At 65.5% G+C, this 16,105-nt stretch carries 16 protein-coding genes; 6 read left to right on the plus strand and 10 right to left on the minus strand.

Annotated elements, in window-relative coordinates; translation table 11 throughout:
- Positions 1 to 175: 175 nt before the first annotated feature.
- Positions 176 to 1,279 carry an ACR3 family arsenite efflux transporter gene (gene arsB, locus A5777_RS14645; protein ID WP_005179505.1) on the minus strand — a complete coding sequence of 368 codons (1,104 nt, stop codon included), beginning with the start codon at positions 1,277 to 1,279 and terminating at the stop codon, positions 176 to 178.
- A complete protein-coding gene (locus A5777_RS14650; RefSeq protein WP_007240805.1) occupies positions 1,276 to 1,638 on the minus strand; it encodes an ArsR/SmtB family transcription factor in 363 nt (120 codons plus the stop codon). The genes arsB and A5777_RS14650 overlap by 4 nt, the downstream gene beginning before the upstream one ends.
- A 156-nt stretch (positions 1,639 to 1,794) precedes the next feature.
- Here A5777_RS14650 and A5777_RS14655 point away from each other — a divergent pair, with 156 nt between their 5' ends.
- A complete protein-coding gene (locus A5777_RS14655; protein WP_174299167.1) occupies positions 1,795 to 3,075 on the plus strand; it encodes an integrase core domain-containing protein in 1,281 nt (426 codons plus the stop codon).
- Positions 3,076 to 3,315: 240 nt separating this feature from the next.
- Here A5777_RS14655 and A5777_RS14660 read toward each other — a convergent pair whose 3' ends face one another.
- Genes A5777_RS14660 through A5777_RS24240 form a run of 3 tightly spaced genes read right to left on the minus strand, consistent with a single transcriptional unit; the run spans position 3,316 to position 5,139 of the window.
- Positions 3,316 to 3,969 (minus strand): DsbA family protein, encoded by a 654-nt coding sequence (locus tag A5777_RS14660; RefSeq protein ID WP_005207656.1) that lies wholly within the window; start codon positions 3,967 to 3,969, stop codon positions 3,316 to 3,318.
- A gap of 46 nt (positions 3,970 to 4,015) precedes the next feature.
- The gene (locus tag A5777_RS14665) at positions 4,016 to 4,804 is read right to left on the minus strand and encodes a cation transporter (protein ID WP_082933686.1); all 789 of its coding nucleotides are present in this window, start codon (positions 4,802 to 4,804) and stop codon (positions 4,016 to 4,018) included.
- Positions 4,804 to 5,139 (minus strand): ArsR/SmtB family transcription factor, encoded by a 336-nt coding sequence (locus A5777_RS24240; protein WP_082933681.1) that lies wholly within the window; start codon positions 5,137 to 5,139, stop codon positions 4,804 to 4,806. The genes A5777_RS14665 and A5777_RS24240 overlap by 1 nt, the downstream gene beginning before the upstream one ends.
- Before the next feature lie 175 nt (positions 5,140 to 5,314).
- Between A5777_RS24240 and A5777_RS24245 the strand changes: the two genes are divergently transcribed.
- Positions 5,315 to 6,046: a DedA family protein gene (locus tag A5777_RS24245; RefSeq protein WP_005207659.1), complete on the plus strand. Its 732-nt coding sequence runs from the start codon at positions 5,315 to 5,317 to the stop codon at positions 6,044 to 6,046.
- Here the strand turns inward: A5777_RS24245 and A5777_RS14670 are convergent.
- Both A5777_RS14670 and A5777_RS14675 read right to left on the minus strand, forming a co-directional pair.
- Positions 5,930 to 6,916, minus strand: a complete 987-nt coding sequence (locus tag A5777_RS14670) for a bile acid:sodium symporter family protein (RefSeq protein ID WP_005207660.1) — start codon at positions 6,914 to 6,916, stop codon at positions 5,930 to 5,932. The two genes, A5777_RS24245 and A5777_RS14670, sit on opposite strands and share 117 nt — an antisense overlap.
- A 3-nt stretch (positions 6,917 to 6,919) precedes the next feature.
- Positions 6,920 to 7,489 carry an SdpI family protein gene (locus A5777_RS14675; protein WP_064863224.1) on the minus strand — a complete coding sequence of 190 codons (570 nt, stop codon included), beginning with the start codon at positions 7,487 to 7,489 and terminating at the stop codon, positions 6,920 to 6,922.
- A gap of 88 nt (positions 7,490 to 7,577) precedes the next feature.
- On the opposite strand from A5777_RS14675, the gene leuS reads away from it, so the two are divergent.
- Together leuS and A5777_RS14690 are read left to right on the plus strand one after the other, a co-directional pair.
- Entirely contained in the window at positions 7,578 to 10,499 is a 2,922-nt protein-coding gene (leuS, locus tag A5777_RS14680; protein WP_442903052.1) for a leucine--tRNA ligase, read from the plus strand.
- Positions 10,500 to 10,809: 310 nt separating this feature from the next.
- A complete protein-coding gene (locus A5777_RS14690; RefSeq protein ID WP_064863226.1) occupies positions 10,810 to 11,634 on the plus strand; it encodes an adenylate/guanylate cyclase domain-containing protein in 825 nt (274 codons plus the stop codon).
- Positions 11,635 to 11,643: 9 nt separating this feature from the next.
- Here the strand turns inward: A5777_RS14690 and A5777_RS14695 are convergent, their stop codons facing one another.
- Positions 11,644 to 12,255 carry a hypothetical protein gene (locus tag A5777_RS14695; protein ID WP_005207665.1) on the minus strand — a complete coding sequence of 204 codons (612 nt, stop codon included), beginning with the start codon at positions 12,253 to 12,255 and terminating at the stop codon, positions 11,644 to 11,646.
- A gap of 113 nt (positions 12,256 to 12,368) precedes the next feature.
- Entirely contained in the window at positions 12,369 to 12,701 is a 333-nt protein-coding gene (locus tag A5777_RS14700) for a TfoX/Sxy family protein (protein WP_039856454.1), read from the minus strand.
- Between the two features lie 127 nt (positions 12,702 to 12,828).
- On the opposite strand from A5777_RS14700, the gene A5777_RS14705 reads away from it, so the two are divergent.
- Positions 12,829 to 14,028, plus strand: coding sequence for an acyl-CoA dehydrogenase family protein (locus A5777_RS14705; RefSeq protein WP_064863227.1), 1,200 nt, complete (start codon positions 12,829 to 12,831; stop codon positions 14,026 to 14,028).
- Positions 14,029 to 14,079: 51 nt separating this feature from the next.
- Here the strand turns inward: A5777_RS14705 and A5777_RS14710 are convergent, their stop codons facing one another.
- Positions 14,080 to 14,997, minus strand: a complete 918-nt coding sequence (locus tag A5777_RS14710) for an RDD family protein (RefSeq protein ID WP_082933682.1) — start codon at positions 14,995 to 14,997, stop codon at positions 14,080 to 14,082.
- 112 nt (positions 14,998 to 15,109) lie between these two features.
- Here A5777_RS14710 and A5777_RS14715 point away from each other — a divergent pair, with 112 nt between their 5' ends.
- Positions 15,110 to 16,102, plus strand: coding sequence for a stage II sporulation protein M (locus tag A5777_RS14715; RefSeq protein ID WP_064863228.1), 993 nt, complete (start codon positions 15,110 to 15,112; stop codon positions 16,100 to 16,102).
- Positions 16,103 to 16,105 lie beyond the last annotated feature (3 nt).

Raw genomic sequence — 16,105 nt, forward strand, 5'->3', positions numbered from 1 at the left:
GGAACGCTGTGTGTTCGAGTCCTACACCGCCTTACGGCGCACCTCCCGGGTGCATGCGCACCTGACGACCTTGGCGGCCAGGTCAGCGGCGGTACGGGCGAGCACGGCATGGGGCATCAACAGTTCGGGCTGCGCGCGGTGTTCACTGCGACTTAGCTGCTCGTCCAACAGATCCTCAGGCATCGCGAGCCGGCTCCTTCGACACATCCGGGCTGGAGGCAGTGGTTGGGGTGGTGAAGCGTTTCCGCAGTGCCAGGGACACGTACACGAGGGCGACGAGGACGGGGACCTCGATGAGTGGTCCGATGACTCCGGCCAGGGCCTGGCCGGATGTTGCACCGTAGGTGGCGATCGCGACGGCGATGGCGAGCTCGAAGTTGTTGCCCGCGGCGGTGAACGCCAGCGTGGTGGTTCGCGCATACCCCAGCCCCATCGCGGCCCCGAGCACGAACCCACCGCCCCACATCACCGCGAAGTAGATCAGCAGCGGCAGAGCGATCCGCACGACGTCCCACGGCTGCGACGTGATCTGCTCACCTTGCAACGCGAACAGGATGACGATGGTGAACAGCAACCCGTAAAGGGCCCACGGCCCGAGACGCGGCAGGAACGAGGACTCGTACCAGTCGCGGCCTTTGGTTCGCTCGCCGATGCGGCGGGTGAGGAAGCCTGCGACCAGGGGTATACCGAGGAAGATCAGCACCGACTTCGCGATCTGCCACGGCGAGGTGTCGATGGTGGTCTGCTCCAGGCCCAGCCATCCGGGCAACACCGAGAGGTAGAACCAACCCAGCACGGCGAACATGACCACCTGGAACACCGAGTTCAGTGCGACGAGAACAGCAGCGGCTTCGCGGTCGCCGCACGCCAGGTCGTTCCAGATGATGACCATCGCGATGCATCGGGCCAGGCCGACGATGATCAGTCCGGTCCGGTACTCCGGCAGATCCGGGAGCAGGAGCCAGGCCAGCGCGAACATCAACGCCGGTCCGATGATCCAGTTCAACGCCAACGACCCGAGTAGCAGGCGACGATCACCGGTGACCGAGTCGAGTCGGTCGTAGCGCACCTTGGCCAGCACCGGATACATCATGATCAGCAATCCGAGGGCGATCGGCAGCGAGATGCCGTCGAGCTCGACCGCCGCCAAAGTGTCACCCAGGCCGGGGACGACTCGACCGAGCAGCAGTCCGGCGACCATCGCGGCGCCGATCCACACCGGCAGAAACCGGTCCAGCGTCGACAACTTGCCCGCGACCGCGGTGTCGGTGGCGGTCACTGGTCGGCCTCACACGACCGCGTTTCCCCCACGACCGTGGCGAGATCGCCCAGCAGGCCCGACAGTTGTTGCAGCGCTTCGGTGTTCACCCGGTAGTACACCCAGGTCGCGCGGCGCTCGCTGGTCACCAGACCCGCCTGGCGCAGCACCTTCAGATGGTGCGAGATCGTCGGCTGCGACAGCTCGAACGGCCCGGAGATGTCGCACACGCACGCCTCGCCGCCCGGATGCGCAGCGACCTCCGACAGCAACCGCAGTCGAACCGGATCAGCGAGTGCCTTCAACAGTGGGGTGACAGCCCCGGTCTCGTCGCTACTGAGGCCGCGGCCGGGTGGCAGCAGGAGATTCTTATTCGACACGCGTCAATATTGACACACGTCGATGCAGGCGACAAGGTGGCCGACCTGGAAGCAGGCTTGCGCTTTCGCGTTGGTGTCCACGACAAGCAACCGGTTGGGCTCCGATCGAACCGCCATCCTCGGGTCAGCTCACGTGCCGCATTCAACGCTCAGACGGTGGCTGTTAATGAACCTATCGACCCTGTCGTCCGGCTAGCTATCTCGCAGTGGCCTGATGATGCACCCCGCGGAGCGGTCTCAACATTCTGCGTCGAACACGGAATTTCTCGAAAGTCGTTCTACGAGCTGCGTAAACGCGCCAAAGTCGAGGGGCCCGCGGCAGCCCTCGAACCGCGGACCCGCCGCCCAAAGTCGAGCCCGTCAGCGCTCAGTGACGAGGTCAAGTCACAAGCGGTGGCGGTGCGCGCCGCCTTGGAAAGGTCGGGTCTGGACCACGGACCGATCAGCGTGCACGACAAGATGCGGTCGATGGGCATGGCACAGGTCCCCTCGACAGCATCGCTGGCCCGCATCTTCCGCGATGCCGGAGTAGCCCGGCGTGAACCGAAAAAGAAGCCCCGCTCGGCGTGGCGGCGGTTCGTCTATCCCGCACCGAATGCGTGCTGGCAACTCGACGGCACCGAATACGTTCTGACCGGCGGACGTACGTGCGTCATCCTGCAACTGATCGACGATCACTCTCGCTACGCCGTGGGCTCCCACGTGGCCGCCGGTGAGACCTCCGACGCCGCGATCGCGGTGTTCGACAAGGCGGTGACCGCTCACGGCGTGCCCCAGCGACTCCTCACCGACAACGGGCCCGCTTTCAACCCCTCACGCCGCGGCCGCATCGGTCAACTCGTCGAACACGCCCACGCGCTCGGAGTCGAAACAATCACCGGCAAGCCCTACAAGCCCACCACGCAGGGCAAGAACGAACGCTTCCACCAGACACTGTTCCGCTACCTGGACAAACAGCCACTTGCCGACACCCTGGCCGAGTTGCAGGCCCAGGTCGACGCGTTCGACCACATCTACAACACCGAGCGGCCTCACCAAGGACTGCCCGGGCGGGTCACACCGTTGACCGCCTGGCAGGCAACACCGAAAGCCGACGCGCCACACCCCAAATTCGGTCGGCCGTTGCTCGATCCGCCGACACCACGCCCTCGGCCCGCACAGCGGCAACCCACCGACCTACCCGACGGCGTCCTGGCCAGAACTGTCAGCACCTCCGGCACCATCAGCGTGGACGCAGTCACCTACATGGTCGATGTGGACCACGCCTTCGACCAGGTCCTCGTTGTCACCGACGACAACACAATCGTCATCGCCAACACCGAAGGCGAAGTCCTCGTCGAACACCCCCGACCCGCCCCAGGAATCACCTACGTCGGAAATCGACAACCCCGCGGCCCACGCCCCACCAAGAAGACCGCACCGTCACCGAAGTCCTGACACACCAAGTGTCACCAATGTCCAGATGCAGAAACGTCACCGATGTCCCGATACATCACACCGACAACGGCGAGAAATGCTCGAAACTTCTTTCGATGTTGTGGACAAGCGTTTCGCCGTGCCCTGGTGGTGACAATTCGCCGTCGGCGTTCAGCGGCAAAATCTGCCAGCAATGCTTGCCGTGTACTTGTGGTGGCGCACAATTCGCCTCGCGCGGCCGCCGGCACTAGTCAATGCGGTTCACGCAACCGCCGCCTCTTTCACGGCAGTGGTGAGTTCGTCGATCGTGGATGGCTGCAGGCGCTTCCCGTCGAGGAAGAACGTGGGGGTGCCCTGCACGCCCAGGGACAGGCCGTCGGCGACGTCAGCACGAATCCGCTCGAGCGTGGCGGCGCTGTTGTAAGCGTCGTCGAATCTCGTCATGTCGAGACCGAGGTCAACGGCGAAGCCACGGAACAGGTCATCAGCGGGGACTTGCTGTTCACCCCACTGGGATTGGGTGGCGAACATGCGCTGGTACATCTGCTCGAACCGGCCCTGCTGGGCGGCAGCTTCGACTGCACGAGCAGCGCGTTCGGCGTTGAAATGTCCAGGCATCGGGAAGTAGCGGACGACGAAGGTGACGCGGTCGCCATAGGCGCGCCGCAGGTCCTCGATGATCGGGTAGACGGCCCCGCAGGCTTCGCACTCGAAATCGAGGAACTCCACGAACTGCGCCCGGCTCTGCTCGGGCGAGGACAGGCGGTGACTGTCGGGGCGTACAACGAGATCAGACACTTCGGCAGTATCAGCCGGAGTCGGGGACGTGGCGTCGTCGATGGCAAAGACGGCAACACCGATGCCGACGAAGATGGCAGCGAGTACCGCCCAGGCGATCTTGATCGGTTTGCTCACGCGTTCAGCTCCGAGGCGATGTCGTAGGGGAGTGGCATCGGTCTGATCAGGCCGACTGCGACGCGTCCGGTGTGGCCCTCGGGGTAGCACCCTGGCCGGTCACCTCCGTGCTGCAGCAGTCGCACCCAGTGGGCTCGCCGGCGCGCTGGCCGATGCTGGGTGCACAGCACGTGTCGCCCTTCCATGCGTTGATGCCCTCGCGGACCGCGATCGCGGCGATGACAAGAGCGGCGATCGGGTCGGCCCACGACCATCCGAGCAGGCTGTTGAGAAGCAACCCGATCAACAGTACTGCCGAGAGGTACGTGCACAGCAAAGTCTGTTTGGAGTCGGCCACCGCGCTCAACGAGCCGAGTTCGCGGCCGGCGCGACGTTCCGCCCACGACAAAAGCGGCATGATCAGCAAACTGACTGCCGCCAGGGCGATGCCGATCGAGGAGTGCCGCGCCTCGCCACCAACACCGAGCAGGGAACGAAGCGAGTCGACGCTCACGTAGACCGCCAGGGCGAAAAAGGAGAACGCGATGATCCGTAACGCGACCTTCTCGCGCCGTTCCGGATCCGAACCCGCAAACTGCCAGGCAACCGCGGCTGCCGACGACACTTCGATGACCGAATCCAGGCCGAAGCCGATCAATGCCACCGAGGACGCTCGCGTACCCTCGCTGATCGCAATCACGGCCTCGATGACGTTGTAGGTGATGGTCGCCGCGACGAACCACCGAATGCGACGCTGCAACAGCTCCCGACGGGCAACACTCAGCGCCGGCCGACCCGCAAAGCTGAGACTCATCGACGGCTGACCCACCGCCGGGAGACCGAGCTCGTCGGCCATCAGCAGCATCCCTGTTCGTCAGAGGTTGGACAACATGTCGGGTCGACCACGAGGACCAGTCCGAGCAAGTCATCCAAGGCATGGGCAATCCGGCCATTGGCCAGCTCGTATCGAGTGCGACGTCCTTCGGGCACCGCGACAACAAGTCCGCATCCCCGCAGGCAAGCAAGATGGTTCGACAAAGCCTGGCGCGACACCCCGATCGCCTCGGCCAACTCCGCGGGATACGCACCACCATCCCGCAGCCGCAACAGCACCTGCGTGCGCGTCGAGTCCGACAACGCATATCCAAACCGCGTCAACGCATCGCGCTGATCTGCCGCCACAATCTCCACCCGCCTAACGGTACATACATTTCTGTATTCACAGAAGCCTGTACTCTCCCGGCGTCCGCGCACCATCTCACTGTCGCGAGCCGCCTGTGCTCGACGTTGGTCATTCCCAAGTCCCCAATCCGCAGTCCCCAATCCGCCGCGGCGTCGAATCAGAGCGGCGGCTAACGTCGGGCAGGTGCACTCACTCGCCGACTGGCTGATCGACCTGATCAGGTCGGTTCCGGTGTGGGCGGTCTACCTGATCGCCGGCGGCGTCGTGTTTCTGGAAACTGCGGTCATCTTCGCGGGCTTGATCATGCCCAGCGAGGCGCTGCTCCTTGCGGCGGGTGTGGCTGCAGCCGTCGGCAATACCAATCTCGGCGTGTTGATCGCGGTCGCGTGTGTGTGCGCGATCGCGGGCGATGCGGTCGGGTTCTGGTTCGGAAGAGTAGGCGGCCCGCGCCTGATGGAATCGCCCCTAGGGCGTCGCTTCGGCGAACAGAGGTGGGAACAGGCGCGTACGCGACTCAATCAATCCGGAATGTTGATGGTCGCGGCGAGTCGCTGGGTCGGTTATGTCCGCACGCTCATGCCGAGGGTCGCGGGGATGACCGGCATGCAGTTCGCAAAGTTCGGCCTCGCCGACATCGTCGGGGCCGTCAGCTGGGTGACCGCGGTGCTGCTCGCCGGCTACTTCGCAGGCGCTGTCCTCGGTGCGACGATCCTGCTCTACGTCGTGATCGGGCTGGTCGGCTGCGCGGCGGTCTATGTGCTCGTCGTGTTCATCCGGCGTCGACTTGCCGCGCGGGCGTCAGCGGGCGTCGACGGCGTCGTGGCTGCGGCTGTAGCGGGTGGCCAGCCACGAGCAGAGAATGAGCTGGATCTGGTGAAAGATCATGAGCGGCAACACGATCAGCCCGACGACTGAGCCGCCGAACAGCACCGTGGCCATCGGTAGGCCGGTGGCGAGGCTCTTCTTGGTGCCGCAGAACTGAATTGCGATGGCGTCGGCGCGGCTGAATCCCAGTCGCCGCGCACTCCACCACGTCAGTGCGAGCATCACGATGACCAGCACCGCAGCAATCACTGCGACCGCCACGACCTGCCATGCACTCACGATCGACCAGATCCCGTTGCGCACGCCCTCGCTGAACGCCGCGTAGACGACGAGCACGATCGACGCCCTGTCGACGAACTTGGTCGGCTCGGCGTAGCGCTTGAGGAAAGGCGCGACCAGCGGTCGGCAGAGTTGTCCCGCGATGAACGGAACCAAGATCTGCAGCAGGATCTCGACGACCGATGACGCAGAGATGTGCACGCCATTCGTACCGCTCATCAGCGCAACCACCAGCAGCGGTGTCAACACAACACCGATCAGATTCGACGCCGAGGCGCTCACGATCGCCCCCGGGACGTTGCCGCGGGCGATCGACGTGAACGCGATCGACGACTGCACCGTCGACGGCACCAGGGTCAGGTACAGCAGGCCGGTGTAAAGGTCGTGACCGATCAGCGGTTCGACGACGGGCCGTATCGCCAGGCCGACGAGTGGGAACACCAGAAACGTGAACGCCAGGATCGTCAGGTGCAGCCGCCAATGCGACAGCCCGTTGAGTGCCTCGCGGGGATGCAGGCGCGCGCCGTAGAGGAAGAACAGGAATCCGATGGCGATCGTGACCGCCCAGTCGAGGACCTCGGCAAACGTCCCGCGCGCCGGGAAGAACGCGGCCACCACGACCGCTGCGAGAATCGCCAGGACGAAGCCGTCGATCGGAGACCGGGCGAGGAGGCGGCGCACGTCCTATTGAATGGGCGCGCGGCGGTCGGGCTGTGCCGCTGGTGCCGTGCCGCTCGACGCTGTGCTGCTCGATGCACTGTCGGTGCTGCACATGCCGCGCAGCGTGCACGATGCGCAGCTGTCGGTGCCGCAGTCGGCGGCGGCGCTGGTCTCCTCAGGTTGCGCGGTGTGGGCGTCGTCGACGCTGGCGTGATCCGACGAGCAGCAGCTGCAGCCCGCGTCGTCAGCTGGGGCGACGGCGTCGGCCGCGCGAACCGCGTAACCGCTGACAGCGCCGACCAGCAATACGCCCGCAACGAGCGCCACCAGTCCGAACACCACCGACCAGCCGCTGTCGACGGCGAGCGTCAGCGCGCCACCGGCGACCAACATGAGCGCCGCACCCAGAGTTCCGGGGGCTGCGATGCGGTTGGCCAGCGTGAATGCCTCGGCCGAGGCCATCGTCGAATCGGTGCGGACTCCGAAGTATCGGTTGCGCGGGAGTCGGCCGATCAGGCCCGCCACTCCGACCACCAGCCACACCAGGGCCAGCACAAGGACGCATACCGAGACGACGATCGACACCACACTCACCCGACCACCATACTTTTCCCGCCCATCCGACGTCGATTTCAGGGCAGGTGAAGCCACGATTTACCCTGGTGAGGTGAGCACCGCCGACATCTCCACCTCCGAGGGCGCCGCCGATCAGGCGAGCACCGACCCAGCTTCCGCGACTCCTGGGCACCGTTACACCGCCCGACTCGCAGGCGAGATCGAGGAGCGCTGGCAGCGCGAGTGGACTCAGCGCCACGCTTTTGAGGCACCCAACCCGGTCGGACCGCTGGCCGGCGACATGAGTGCCTTCGACGGAAGCGGCCCCGACGCTCCCGACAAGCTCTTCGTCCAGGACATGTTCCCGTACCCCTCGGGCGCCGGCCTGCACGTCGGACATCCGCTCGGCTTCATCGCCAGCGACGTGTTCGCGCGGTTCCAGCGCATGTCGGGCGCCAACGTGCTGCACACGATGGGCTTCGACTCCTTCGGTCTACCGGCGGAGCAGTACGCGGTGCAGACCGGTACGCACCCCCGCACGACGACCGAGGCCAACATCGAGCGCTACCTCGGCCAGATCCGACGCCTCGGCCTCGGGCACGACGAGCGACGTCGCGTTGCCACCACCGACGTCTCGTTCTACCGCTGGACACAGTGGATCTTCCTGCAGATCTACAACGCCTGGTACGACGACGAGGCCGGCAAGGCGCGTCGCGTCGACGAGCTGATCGCCGAATTCGACAGCGGTGCACGCACTCTCGACGACGGTCGGGTATGGGCAGATCTGTCGGCACCCGAGAAGTCCGACCTCGTCGACTCGTATCGCCTTGTCTACCTGAGTGATTCGCTCGTCAACTGGGCGCCGGGCCTCGGTACCGTGCTGGCCAACGAAGAAGTCACCGCCGATGGCCGAAGCGACCGCGGGAACTTCCCGGTGTTCCGCAAGCACCTGCGGCAGTGGATGATGCGCATCACCGCGTACTCCGACCGCCTGCTCGACGATCTCGAGGTGCTGGACTGGCCCGAGAAGGTCAAGACCATGCAGCGCAACTGGATTGGACGTTCACGCGGCGCCCAGGTGCAGTTCCCGGTGCCTGGCGTCCCGGCACAGGCCGACGGCGAGGTGACCGTCGACGTCTTCACCACGCGACCCGACACCCTCTTCGGCGCCACGTACGTGGTGCTGGCTCCTGAACATCCGCTGGTCGACGTGCTCACTGCCGACACGTGGCCGTCGGGTGCCGAGGGCGCGGCAGTCGACGAGCGGTGGACCAACGGAGCGTCGACGCCCGCCGAGGCGATCAAGAACTATCGCGCGTCGATCGCAGCCAAGTCTGATCTCGAGCGTCAGGAGAACAAGGAGAAGACCGGCGTCTTCACCGGGTCGTTCGCGACGAATCCGGTTAACGGACAACAGGTTCCGGTCTTCGTTGCCGACTACGTGCTGATGGGCTACGGTACCGGCGCGATCATGGCGGTCCCCGCACACGACTCACGCGACTACGAGTTCGCGACGGTCTTCGGACTGCCCATCGTCGAGGTCATCGGCTCCGAGGCCGGCATCTCGGAGGAGGCGTATGTCGGCGACGGCCCGCTGGTGAACTCGGGCTTCCTCGACGGCAAGAACGTCGACGACGCCAAGACCGCGATCATCGAGTGGCTCGAAGAGCAGGGCTCGGGGCAGGGCACCGTTCAGTACAAACTGCGCGACTGGCTCTTCGCCCGTCAGCGCTACTGGGGTGAGCCGTTCCCGATCGTCTACGACGAGGAGGGTCGCGCGCACGCATTACCCGAATCGATGCTGCCCGTTGAGCTTCCGGAGGTCGAGGACTACGCACCCGTCGCCTTCGACCCCGACGACGCCGACAGTGAGCCGAGTCCGCCGCTGGAGAAGGCGACGGACTGGATCCACGTCGAACTCGACCTCGGCGACGGTCCGAAGAAGTACAAGCGTGACGCCAACGTCATGCCGCAGTGGGCCGGAAGCTCCTGGTATCAACTGCGCTACATCGACCCGACCAACGAAGAAGAGTTCTGCGCCAAGGAGAACGAGGCGTACTGGATGGGTCCGCGGCCGGAGCTGCACGGTCTCAGCGATCCGGGCGGCCTGGACCTCTACATCGGTGGTGTCGAGCATGCCGTTCTGCACCTGCTGTATTCGCGCTTCTGGCACAAGGTGCTCTTCGACCTCGGCTACGTCACCAGCAGCGAGCCGTATCGAAAGTTGTTCAACCAGGGCATGATCCAGGCGTACGCCTACACCGATTCGCGCGGCATCTACGTGCCTGCCGAAGAGGTCACCGAGGTCGACGGCGAGTTCGTCTACAACGGTGAGAAGGTCACGCAGGAGTACGGCAAGATGGGCAAGTCGCTGAAGAACTCGGTGACTCCCGACGACATCGCCGCCGAGTACGGCGCAGATACGTTGCGGCTCTACGAGATGTACATGGGCCCACTCGATCAGTCGCGCCCGTGGGCAACGAAAGACGTTGTGGGACTGCAACGATTCTTGCAGCGCGCATGGCGCCTGGTCGTCGAAGAGGAGTCCGGCGCGGTCCGCGTCGCCGACATCGAGCCCGACGACGAGACACTTCGCCTGCTGCACAAGACAATCGCGGAGGTTCGTGAGGATTACAACGGCCTGCGCGACAACATCGCCGTCGCCGCGCTGATCAAACTGACCAGTCACCTGACCAAGCAGTTCCCCGACGGCGCGCCCCGCAGCACCGTCGAACAGCTCGTCCTGATGCTCGCGCCACTTGCGCCGCACATCTCCGAGGAGCTGTGGTCGAGGCTCGGACACGACGAACTGCTGGTGCGCGGACCGTTCCCGGTCGCCGACGAGCGCTACCTTGTCGACGACACCGTCGAGATCCCGATCCAGGTCAAGGGCAAGGTCCGCAGCCGCATCACGGTGCCCGCCGACGCCGACGAGGAGACGATCCGCGCCGCAGCACTCGACGACGAGAAGATCCTCGCGATCCTCGACGGCCAGCCGCCCCGCAAGGTGATTGTCGTGCCCGGCCGGATGGTGAACATCGTCCCGTAGCGGCCTGTCGCTGGTCGAGCGCCCACTCGCTGGTCGAGCGCTACCCCCGCTGGTCGAGCTTGTCGAGACCACCCCGCTGGTCGAGCGCTACCCCCGCTGGTCGAGCTTGTCGAGACCACCCGCCGCTGGTCGAGCGGCCCGCCGCCGGGTCGAGCGCCACCCCCGCTGGTCGAGCTTGTCGAGACCACCCTCGCTGGTCGAGCTACCCGCCGCTGGTCGAGCTACCCGCCGCTGGTCGAGCTTGTCGAGACCACCCCTCGCGCTGTCGTGCTCGTTCCCGCTGGTGGAGCTTGTCGCTACGATCTGACTCGTGACGTCCGACGATGACACCACCCCCGGCTCGACGCCGCCTGACGACAAGCCCGTGCCGTCGGGTCCGGCGCGGGTCGGCGAGTTCCTCACCCGGGCCGACCGGACGCCGTCGCTGATCCGTGCTGCTCAGCTTCCGCGAAAGCTGACGCCGGAGACGGTCCCCGAACTCGACCTCTCGCGTCCGACGCGCCTCTCCGATCGCATGGAGAAGCTGCTGACCGGGAGCGATCGGTCGCCGAGCGCGTCGCGCGAGTTGGCACTCAGCGTCGTGAAGGTGTGGCAGGCGCTCGTCGATCGCAGGTCGGCCACCGCCACCGCGAGCGGCGACGTGACGGTCCTGTTCACCGACCTCGTCGGATTTTCGTCGTGGGCCCTACGCGCAGGCGACGACAGCGTGCTGTCGCTGATCGGTGAGGTCAACCGCGTGAGCAGCGACATCGTCGGCGCTCATCGGGGCCGAATCGTGAAGTCGCTCGGCGACGGCGTGATGGCAGTGTTCCCCGATGCCTCCGACGCGATCCTCGCCGCGTTCGAACTGTGCGGAGCCGTCAGCGCGATCACCCATGACGACTACCGTGCGCAGCTGCGCGCCGGAGTGCACACCGGAACTCCGCGGCAGGTCGGTGGCGACTACCTCGGCGTCGACGTGAATATCGCGGCCCGCGTCGCCGATGCCGCCGGAACCGGCGAGGTGCTGGCCACCAGCGATGCGCTGCAGTCTGCGGAGGGCCTCCAATTGCTCAGTCGCAAGCGACGTTTCAAGGCGAAGGGCACACCACGTGACCTCGAAGTGTTCGCCGTGGTGCCGCTTCTCGATGAGTGAGTTGGGCCGTCAGCAGTAGAACGGCGGCGAGACGTCCGGGTCGTCGGCGACCGTGTCGATGCGCGTATCCCTGAGTAGATCCGCGATGGCCGCTGCCGACGCACCGATCGTCGCGAAGTGCGGATCGATGTCTTCGGTGAAGCACCACGCTCTATCGGCAGGCCAGATGAATGCGGGCGGGGGCAGGATCGGGTGTCCGTGTCGCGACGTCGGCTCGGGTTCGGGCGGCAACCAACCCAGCATGTCGGTGTCGCCGACGAACAGGTGGTAGTCGCGCACGGTTGCGCCGCGCTCGTCGTGGATTTCGACGATGGGCACGCCACCGCTCAGCAGTTCTGGATAACCACACCCGTCCCAGATCAGGTAGTAGATCTCATCGGGTGTGGTGGTATGCGGACGCAGGTCCTCGACCGCGACGGCGATCTGCCACAACTCGCTTGGCCCCAAGACTGATTCGACGTCGTTCTCACACTGCCCCGGAAATGCAGGGTCGGGTATGTGCAACAGACGTGCGTACGCGTCGAAACCGAGGGGCCCGCGGGTCACCACGCAGCCCCAGTCGCGCGGGTCGCTCATCAGCCAGTCGGCCACCGAGGCGTCGTCGAATCGTCGGATGGTCATGGGGCTTCACAATGGCATTCGACGACGCTGCCGCCAACAGAATTTCGTGAGCCACCTCAGCGCGGGCCACTGCATTTCGGCAGCCGCGTCGTTTCGGGAGCTACCCGAGGCACTCACTTCGGCGGCAGCGATCGCGCGTAGGCGACGCCCACGCCGACCCATTTCTCGAGCTGCCGCCTGGTGCGGATGCCCTCCGTCGAGACCCGTAACCACCCGCGGGTTTCTCGTCCCGACATGACCATCGGAGCCGTGTGCGCTCTGGCCAGGTAGGCGTCGGTCTCGTCTGGCGGCACGCGCACCATGAGTCCACCGTGCCCGCTCGCCGCAACGGCCATGTTGCCGTCGACCAAGAAGGCGAGACCGCCGAACATCGACTTCTCTGCGACGCCGCTCTCACCCGACAGCAGCTCGCGGATCCGGTAGGCGAGATCGTCGTCGTAGGCCATGTGGCCAGCGTAAACGGGCGTCGGCACGCACGGGTCGGTTACTGCTGACGCACGACGATCCGCAGGAGCGGAAAGGACTTTCGGGGAGGACTGGAAATCTATCTTACCGCGCAGTAAGATACCGACCATGGCAATCAACCTCGAGCTCCCGCAGAAGCTCGCCCCGGTCACCGAGCAGGCGCATCTCGCTGCCGAGCACATCTTCCGGCCCATCTCGCGCACGTACGACAAGGCCGAGCACACCTACCCCGAGGAGCTCGACGAGCTGGGTGAACTCGCTCGCGAAGCCGCCCGCAAGGGACGTGAGTCCGACGCCGCGGACAAGTCGTCGGCGAAGAAGTCCGACGTCGTCAACGGCGGCAACATGCGCGCGGTTCTGCACGGCGTCGAAATGGGCTGGGGCGACGTCGCGCTCATGCTGTCGATTCCGTATCAGGGCCTGGGGAACGCGGCGATCGCCGCGGTGGCCAACCCCGAGCAGCTCGAGAAGTTCAAGGACGTCTGGGCGTCGATGGCGATCACCGAGCCGAGCTTCGGCTCCGATTCGGCGGCCGTCAGCACCACCGCGACACTCGACGGCGACGAGTACGTCATCAACGGCGAGAAGATCTTCGTGACCGCGGGTTCGCGTGCCGATCACGTGGTTGTGTGGGCGACCGTCGACAAGAGTGCCGGCCGTGCCGCGATCAAGAGCTTCGTCGTGCCGATGGACACCGAGGGAGTGTCTGTTGTCCGCCTCGAGCACAAGCTTGGCATCAAGGCCTCCGACACCGCGGTGCTTCGCTTCGAGAATGCCCGCGTACCCGCCGAAAACCTACTCGGCTCACCGGAAGTCGATACCAAGAAGGCGTTCGCGGGTGTCATGCAGACCTTCGACAACACGCGTCCGCTCGTCGCGGCGATGGCCGTCGGCCTCGGTCGTGCGGCACTCGAGGAGCTGCGCGCAACCCTCGAGGGTGCCGGACACGTCATCGACTACGACAAGCCTGCAGCCAGTCAGCCAGCAGCTGTCCACGACTTCATCCGCCTCGAATCCGATTGGGAGGCTTCGTGGTTGCTTGCCATCCGGGCCGCGTGGATGGCCGACAACAAGCAGCCGAACTCCACTGAGGCGTCGATGTCGAAGGCCAAGGCGGGCCGCATGGTCACCGAGCTGACCAACAAGGCAGTCGAGATCGGCGGCACCGCAGGCTATTCCGAGGTCGGACTGCTCGAGAAGTGGGCGCGCGACTCCAAGATCCTCGACATCTTCGAGGGCACACAGCAGATCCAGCAACTGATCATCGCGCGACGCGTGCTCGGCAAATCGAGCAGCGAGCTGAAGTAGCGGCGGCGGTACCCCCTCGGCGCGACGGGGTACCCAGTCGGCGCCGCTTGCTCAGCGCAGCACGCGGCGTCGAAGTTCCTCGTCCCGCTCCAGTCGTAGCCACTCGCGGTGTCGGCGTTGCGCCGCAACGGCATTGAGCACGTCGACGTCGTTGGCCCCGGCAGGTGGCGCGGGTGAGATGTACGGCGCGAGCATCTGCACCAACTGCCTTGCAAGAGCGGCGCGCAGGGCGTCGTCGCGGATCGACGGCGCTTGATGGAGGAAGCCGCGGATCAGCATGGCCTGGTGGTCGGTCAGAACCCCGATGTCGGCGGTGCGCGCCCACTCTGCGAGGTGTGGTGGCATGACAGCGGTGCCTGCGACCTCCAGCGAACGCCGGTCGCGGATCACGTAGGTGCCTGCCACGAGATCGCCAACGCGCTTGTCCTTGCGGCTGATGGCAGCACACACAATCGCGGGTACACCGAAGAACACGAAGATCTCGACGACGCCGACGAGAGACCGCGTGAACGCGTGCCGGAAACCGATCGGCCCGGCGTCGTCGCGGACCGTACGCAGGCCGAGCGCCCAATGCCCCAACGACTTTCCACGACTGAGCGTCTCCACCGTCGTCGGAAGCACGATCAACGCCAGCACCGACGAGAGCGCGAACGCACCTGCAAGCACAGCGCCGTCCCGCAGGCTCATGCCAACCTTTGCCGACACCCAGAACAGTGCGATGAGCACGACCACGGCGATCACCACGTCGATCACTCCGGAGACGATCCGCCTGCCGAGTGATGCCGGCGGAAGGTCAAGTGCGACTGCCTCACCCGAGACGAGGTCGTTGCGCCCGAGCCCGACCGTCCCCGCTCCGTACATGGGCGCGCCCGTATACGGGGGCGGTGCCATGTACGTGCCCGGTCCCGCGTACATGTTGGGTCGCGCGTACGTGGGCTGCCCTGCATGCATGTTCGGCCCCGGGTACATACGGACTACCGTAGCGGCTGCGGGTGGCGCGGACGTAGCCGATCGTGGACCACGTGAATGATCCCGCCCCACAGGGGTACAGCGGTCACCGTGGTCTCGCTAGGCTACCGATGTGGATCTCGATGCCTACGTACGAGCGAAGTCACCGACGTGGCAGAGACTCGACGAACTCTCACGAAAACGCCACCTCACCGGTGCCGAGTCCGACGAGATCCTCGACGCCTATCAGCGCACTGCCACACACTTGTCGGTGATCCGATCGTCGGCGCCAGACCGCGCGGTCGTCGCATATTTGTCGACGCTGCTGGCCCGGGCTCGCGGGCACGCGCTCGGGTCGACCGTCACCACGTGGGACCAACTGGTGCGGTACGTGACGATAACGCTGCCCGCCGCGCTCTACAGCACTCGACGGTGGTGGCTGACGGTGATGGTCGTGTCGATCGCATTCGCTGTCGGCATCGGCTGGTGGCTCCTCGACCACCCGACCATGGAGCACACGTTCGGGTCGCGCGCGGAGATCGAGCACCTCGTCAACGACGACTTCGAGAACTACTACTCCGAGCACGCCGCGTCGTGGTTCGCGTTCGAGGTCTGGACCAACAACTTCCGACTTGCGTTGCTGTGCATCGCCTTCGGGGTCTTCGGTTTCCCGGTGATCTGGATGCTCTACCAGAATATTCTCAACCTCGCGGTGACGGGTTCGATCATGATCAACCACGGTCGGGCCGACCTCTTCTTCGGACTCATCACCCCGCACGGGCTACTCGAGCTCACGTGTCTGTTCGTGGCGGCAGGTGTCGGGCTGCGCATCTTCTGGTCTTGGGTCGCGCCCGGCGACCGCAAACGCTCTGATTCACTTGCCGAGGCGGGCCGCACCGCAATCGCCATCGGCATCGGATTGGTTGTGCTGCTACTCATCTGCGGAGCCATCGAAGCGTTCGTGACCCCGTCGGGTCTCCCGACATGGGCGCGCATCGGTATCGGCGTCACCGTGTGGGTCGGGTTCCTCTTGTACGCGCTGGTGCTCGGACGTCGTGCCCACGATCGTGGTGCCACAGGCGATCTCGACGAGATCGACCGCGGGTACAGCCTTCCCGTCGCCTGACAG

Origin of the sequence: Gordonia sp. 852002-10350_SCH5691597, assembly GCF_001665715.1 — a bacterium.
GTDB classification, from domain to species: Bacteria; Actinomycetota; Actinomycetes; order Mycobacteriales; family Mycobacteriaceae; genus Gordonia; species Gordonia sputi.

What these genes read in the sequence shown, in the direction of transcription:
- A5777_RS14710 (WP_082933682.1), bottom strand. Translation starts at nt 14,997, where the DNA reads ATGTACCCGGGGCCGAACATGCATGCAGGGCAGCCCACGTACGCGCGA.
- A5777_RS14705 (WP_064863227.1), top strand. Translation starts at nt 12,829, where the DNA reads ATGGCAATCAACCTCGAGCTCCCGCAGAAGCTCGCCCCGGTCACCGAG.
- A5777_RS14695 (WP_005207665.1), bottom strand. Translation starts at nt 12,255, where the DNA reads ATGACCATCCGACGATTCGACGACGCCTCGGTGGCCGACTGGCTGATG.
- A5777_RS14665 (WP_082933686.1), bottom strand. Translation starts at nt 4,804, where the DNA reads ATGGCCGACGAGCTCGGTCTCCCGGCGGTGGGTCAGCCGTCGATGAGT.
- A5777_RS14700 (WP_039856454.1), bottom strand. Translation starts at nt 12,701, where the DNA reads ATGGCCTACGACGACGATCTCGCCTACCGGATCCGCGAGCTGCTGTCG.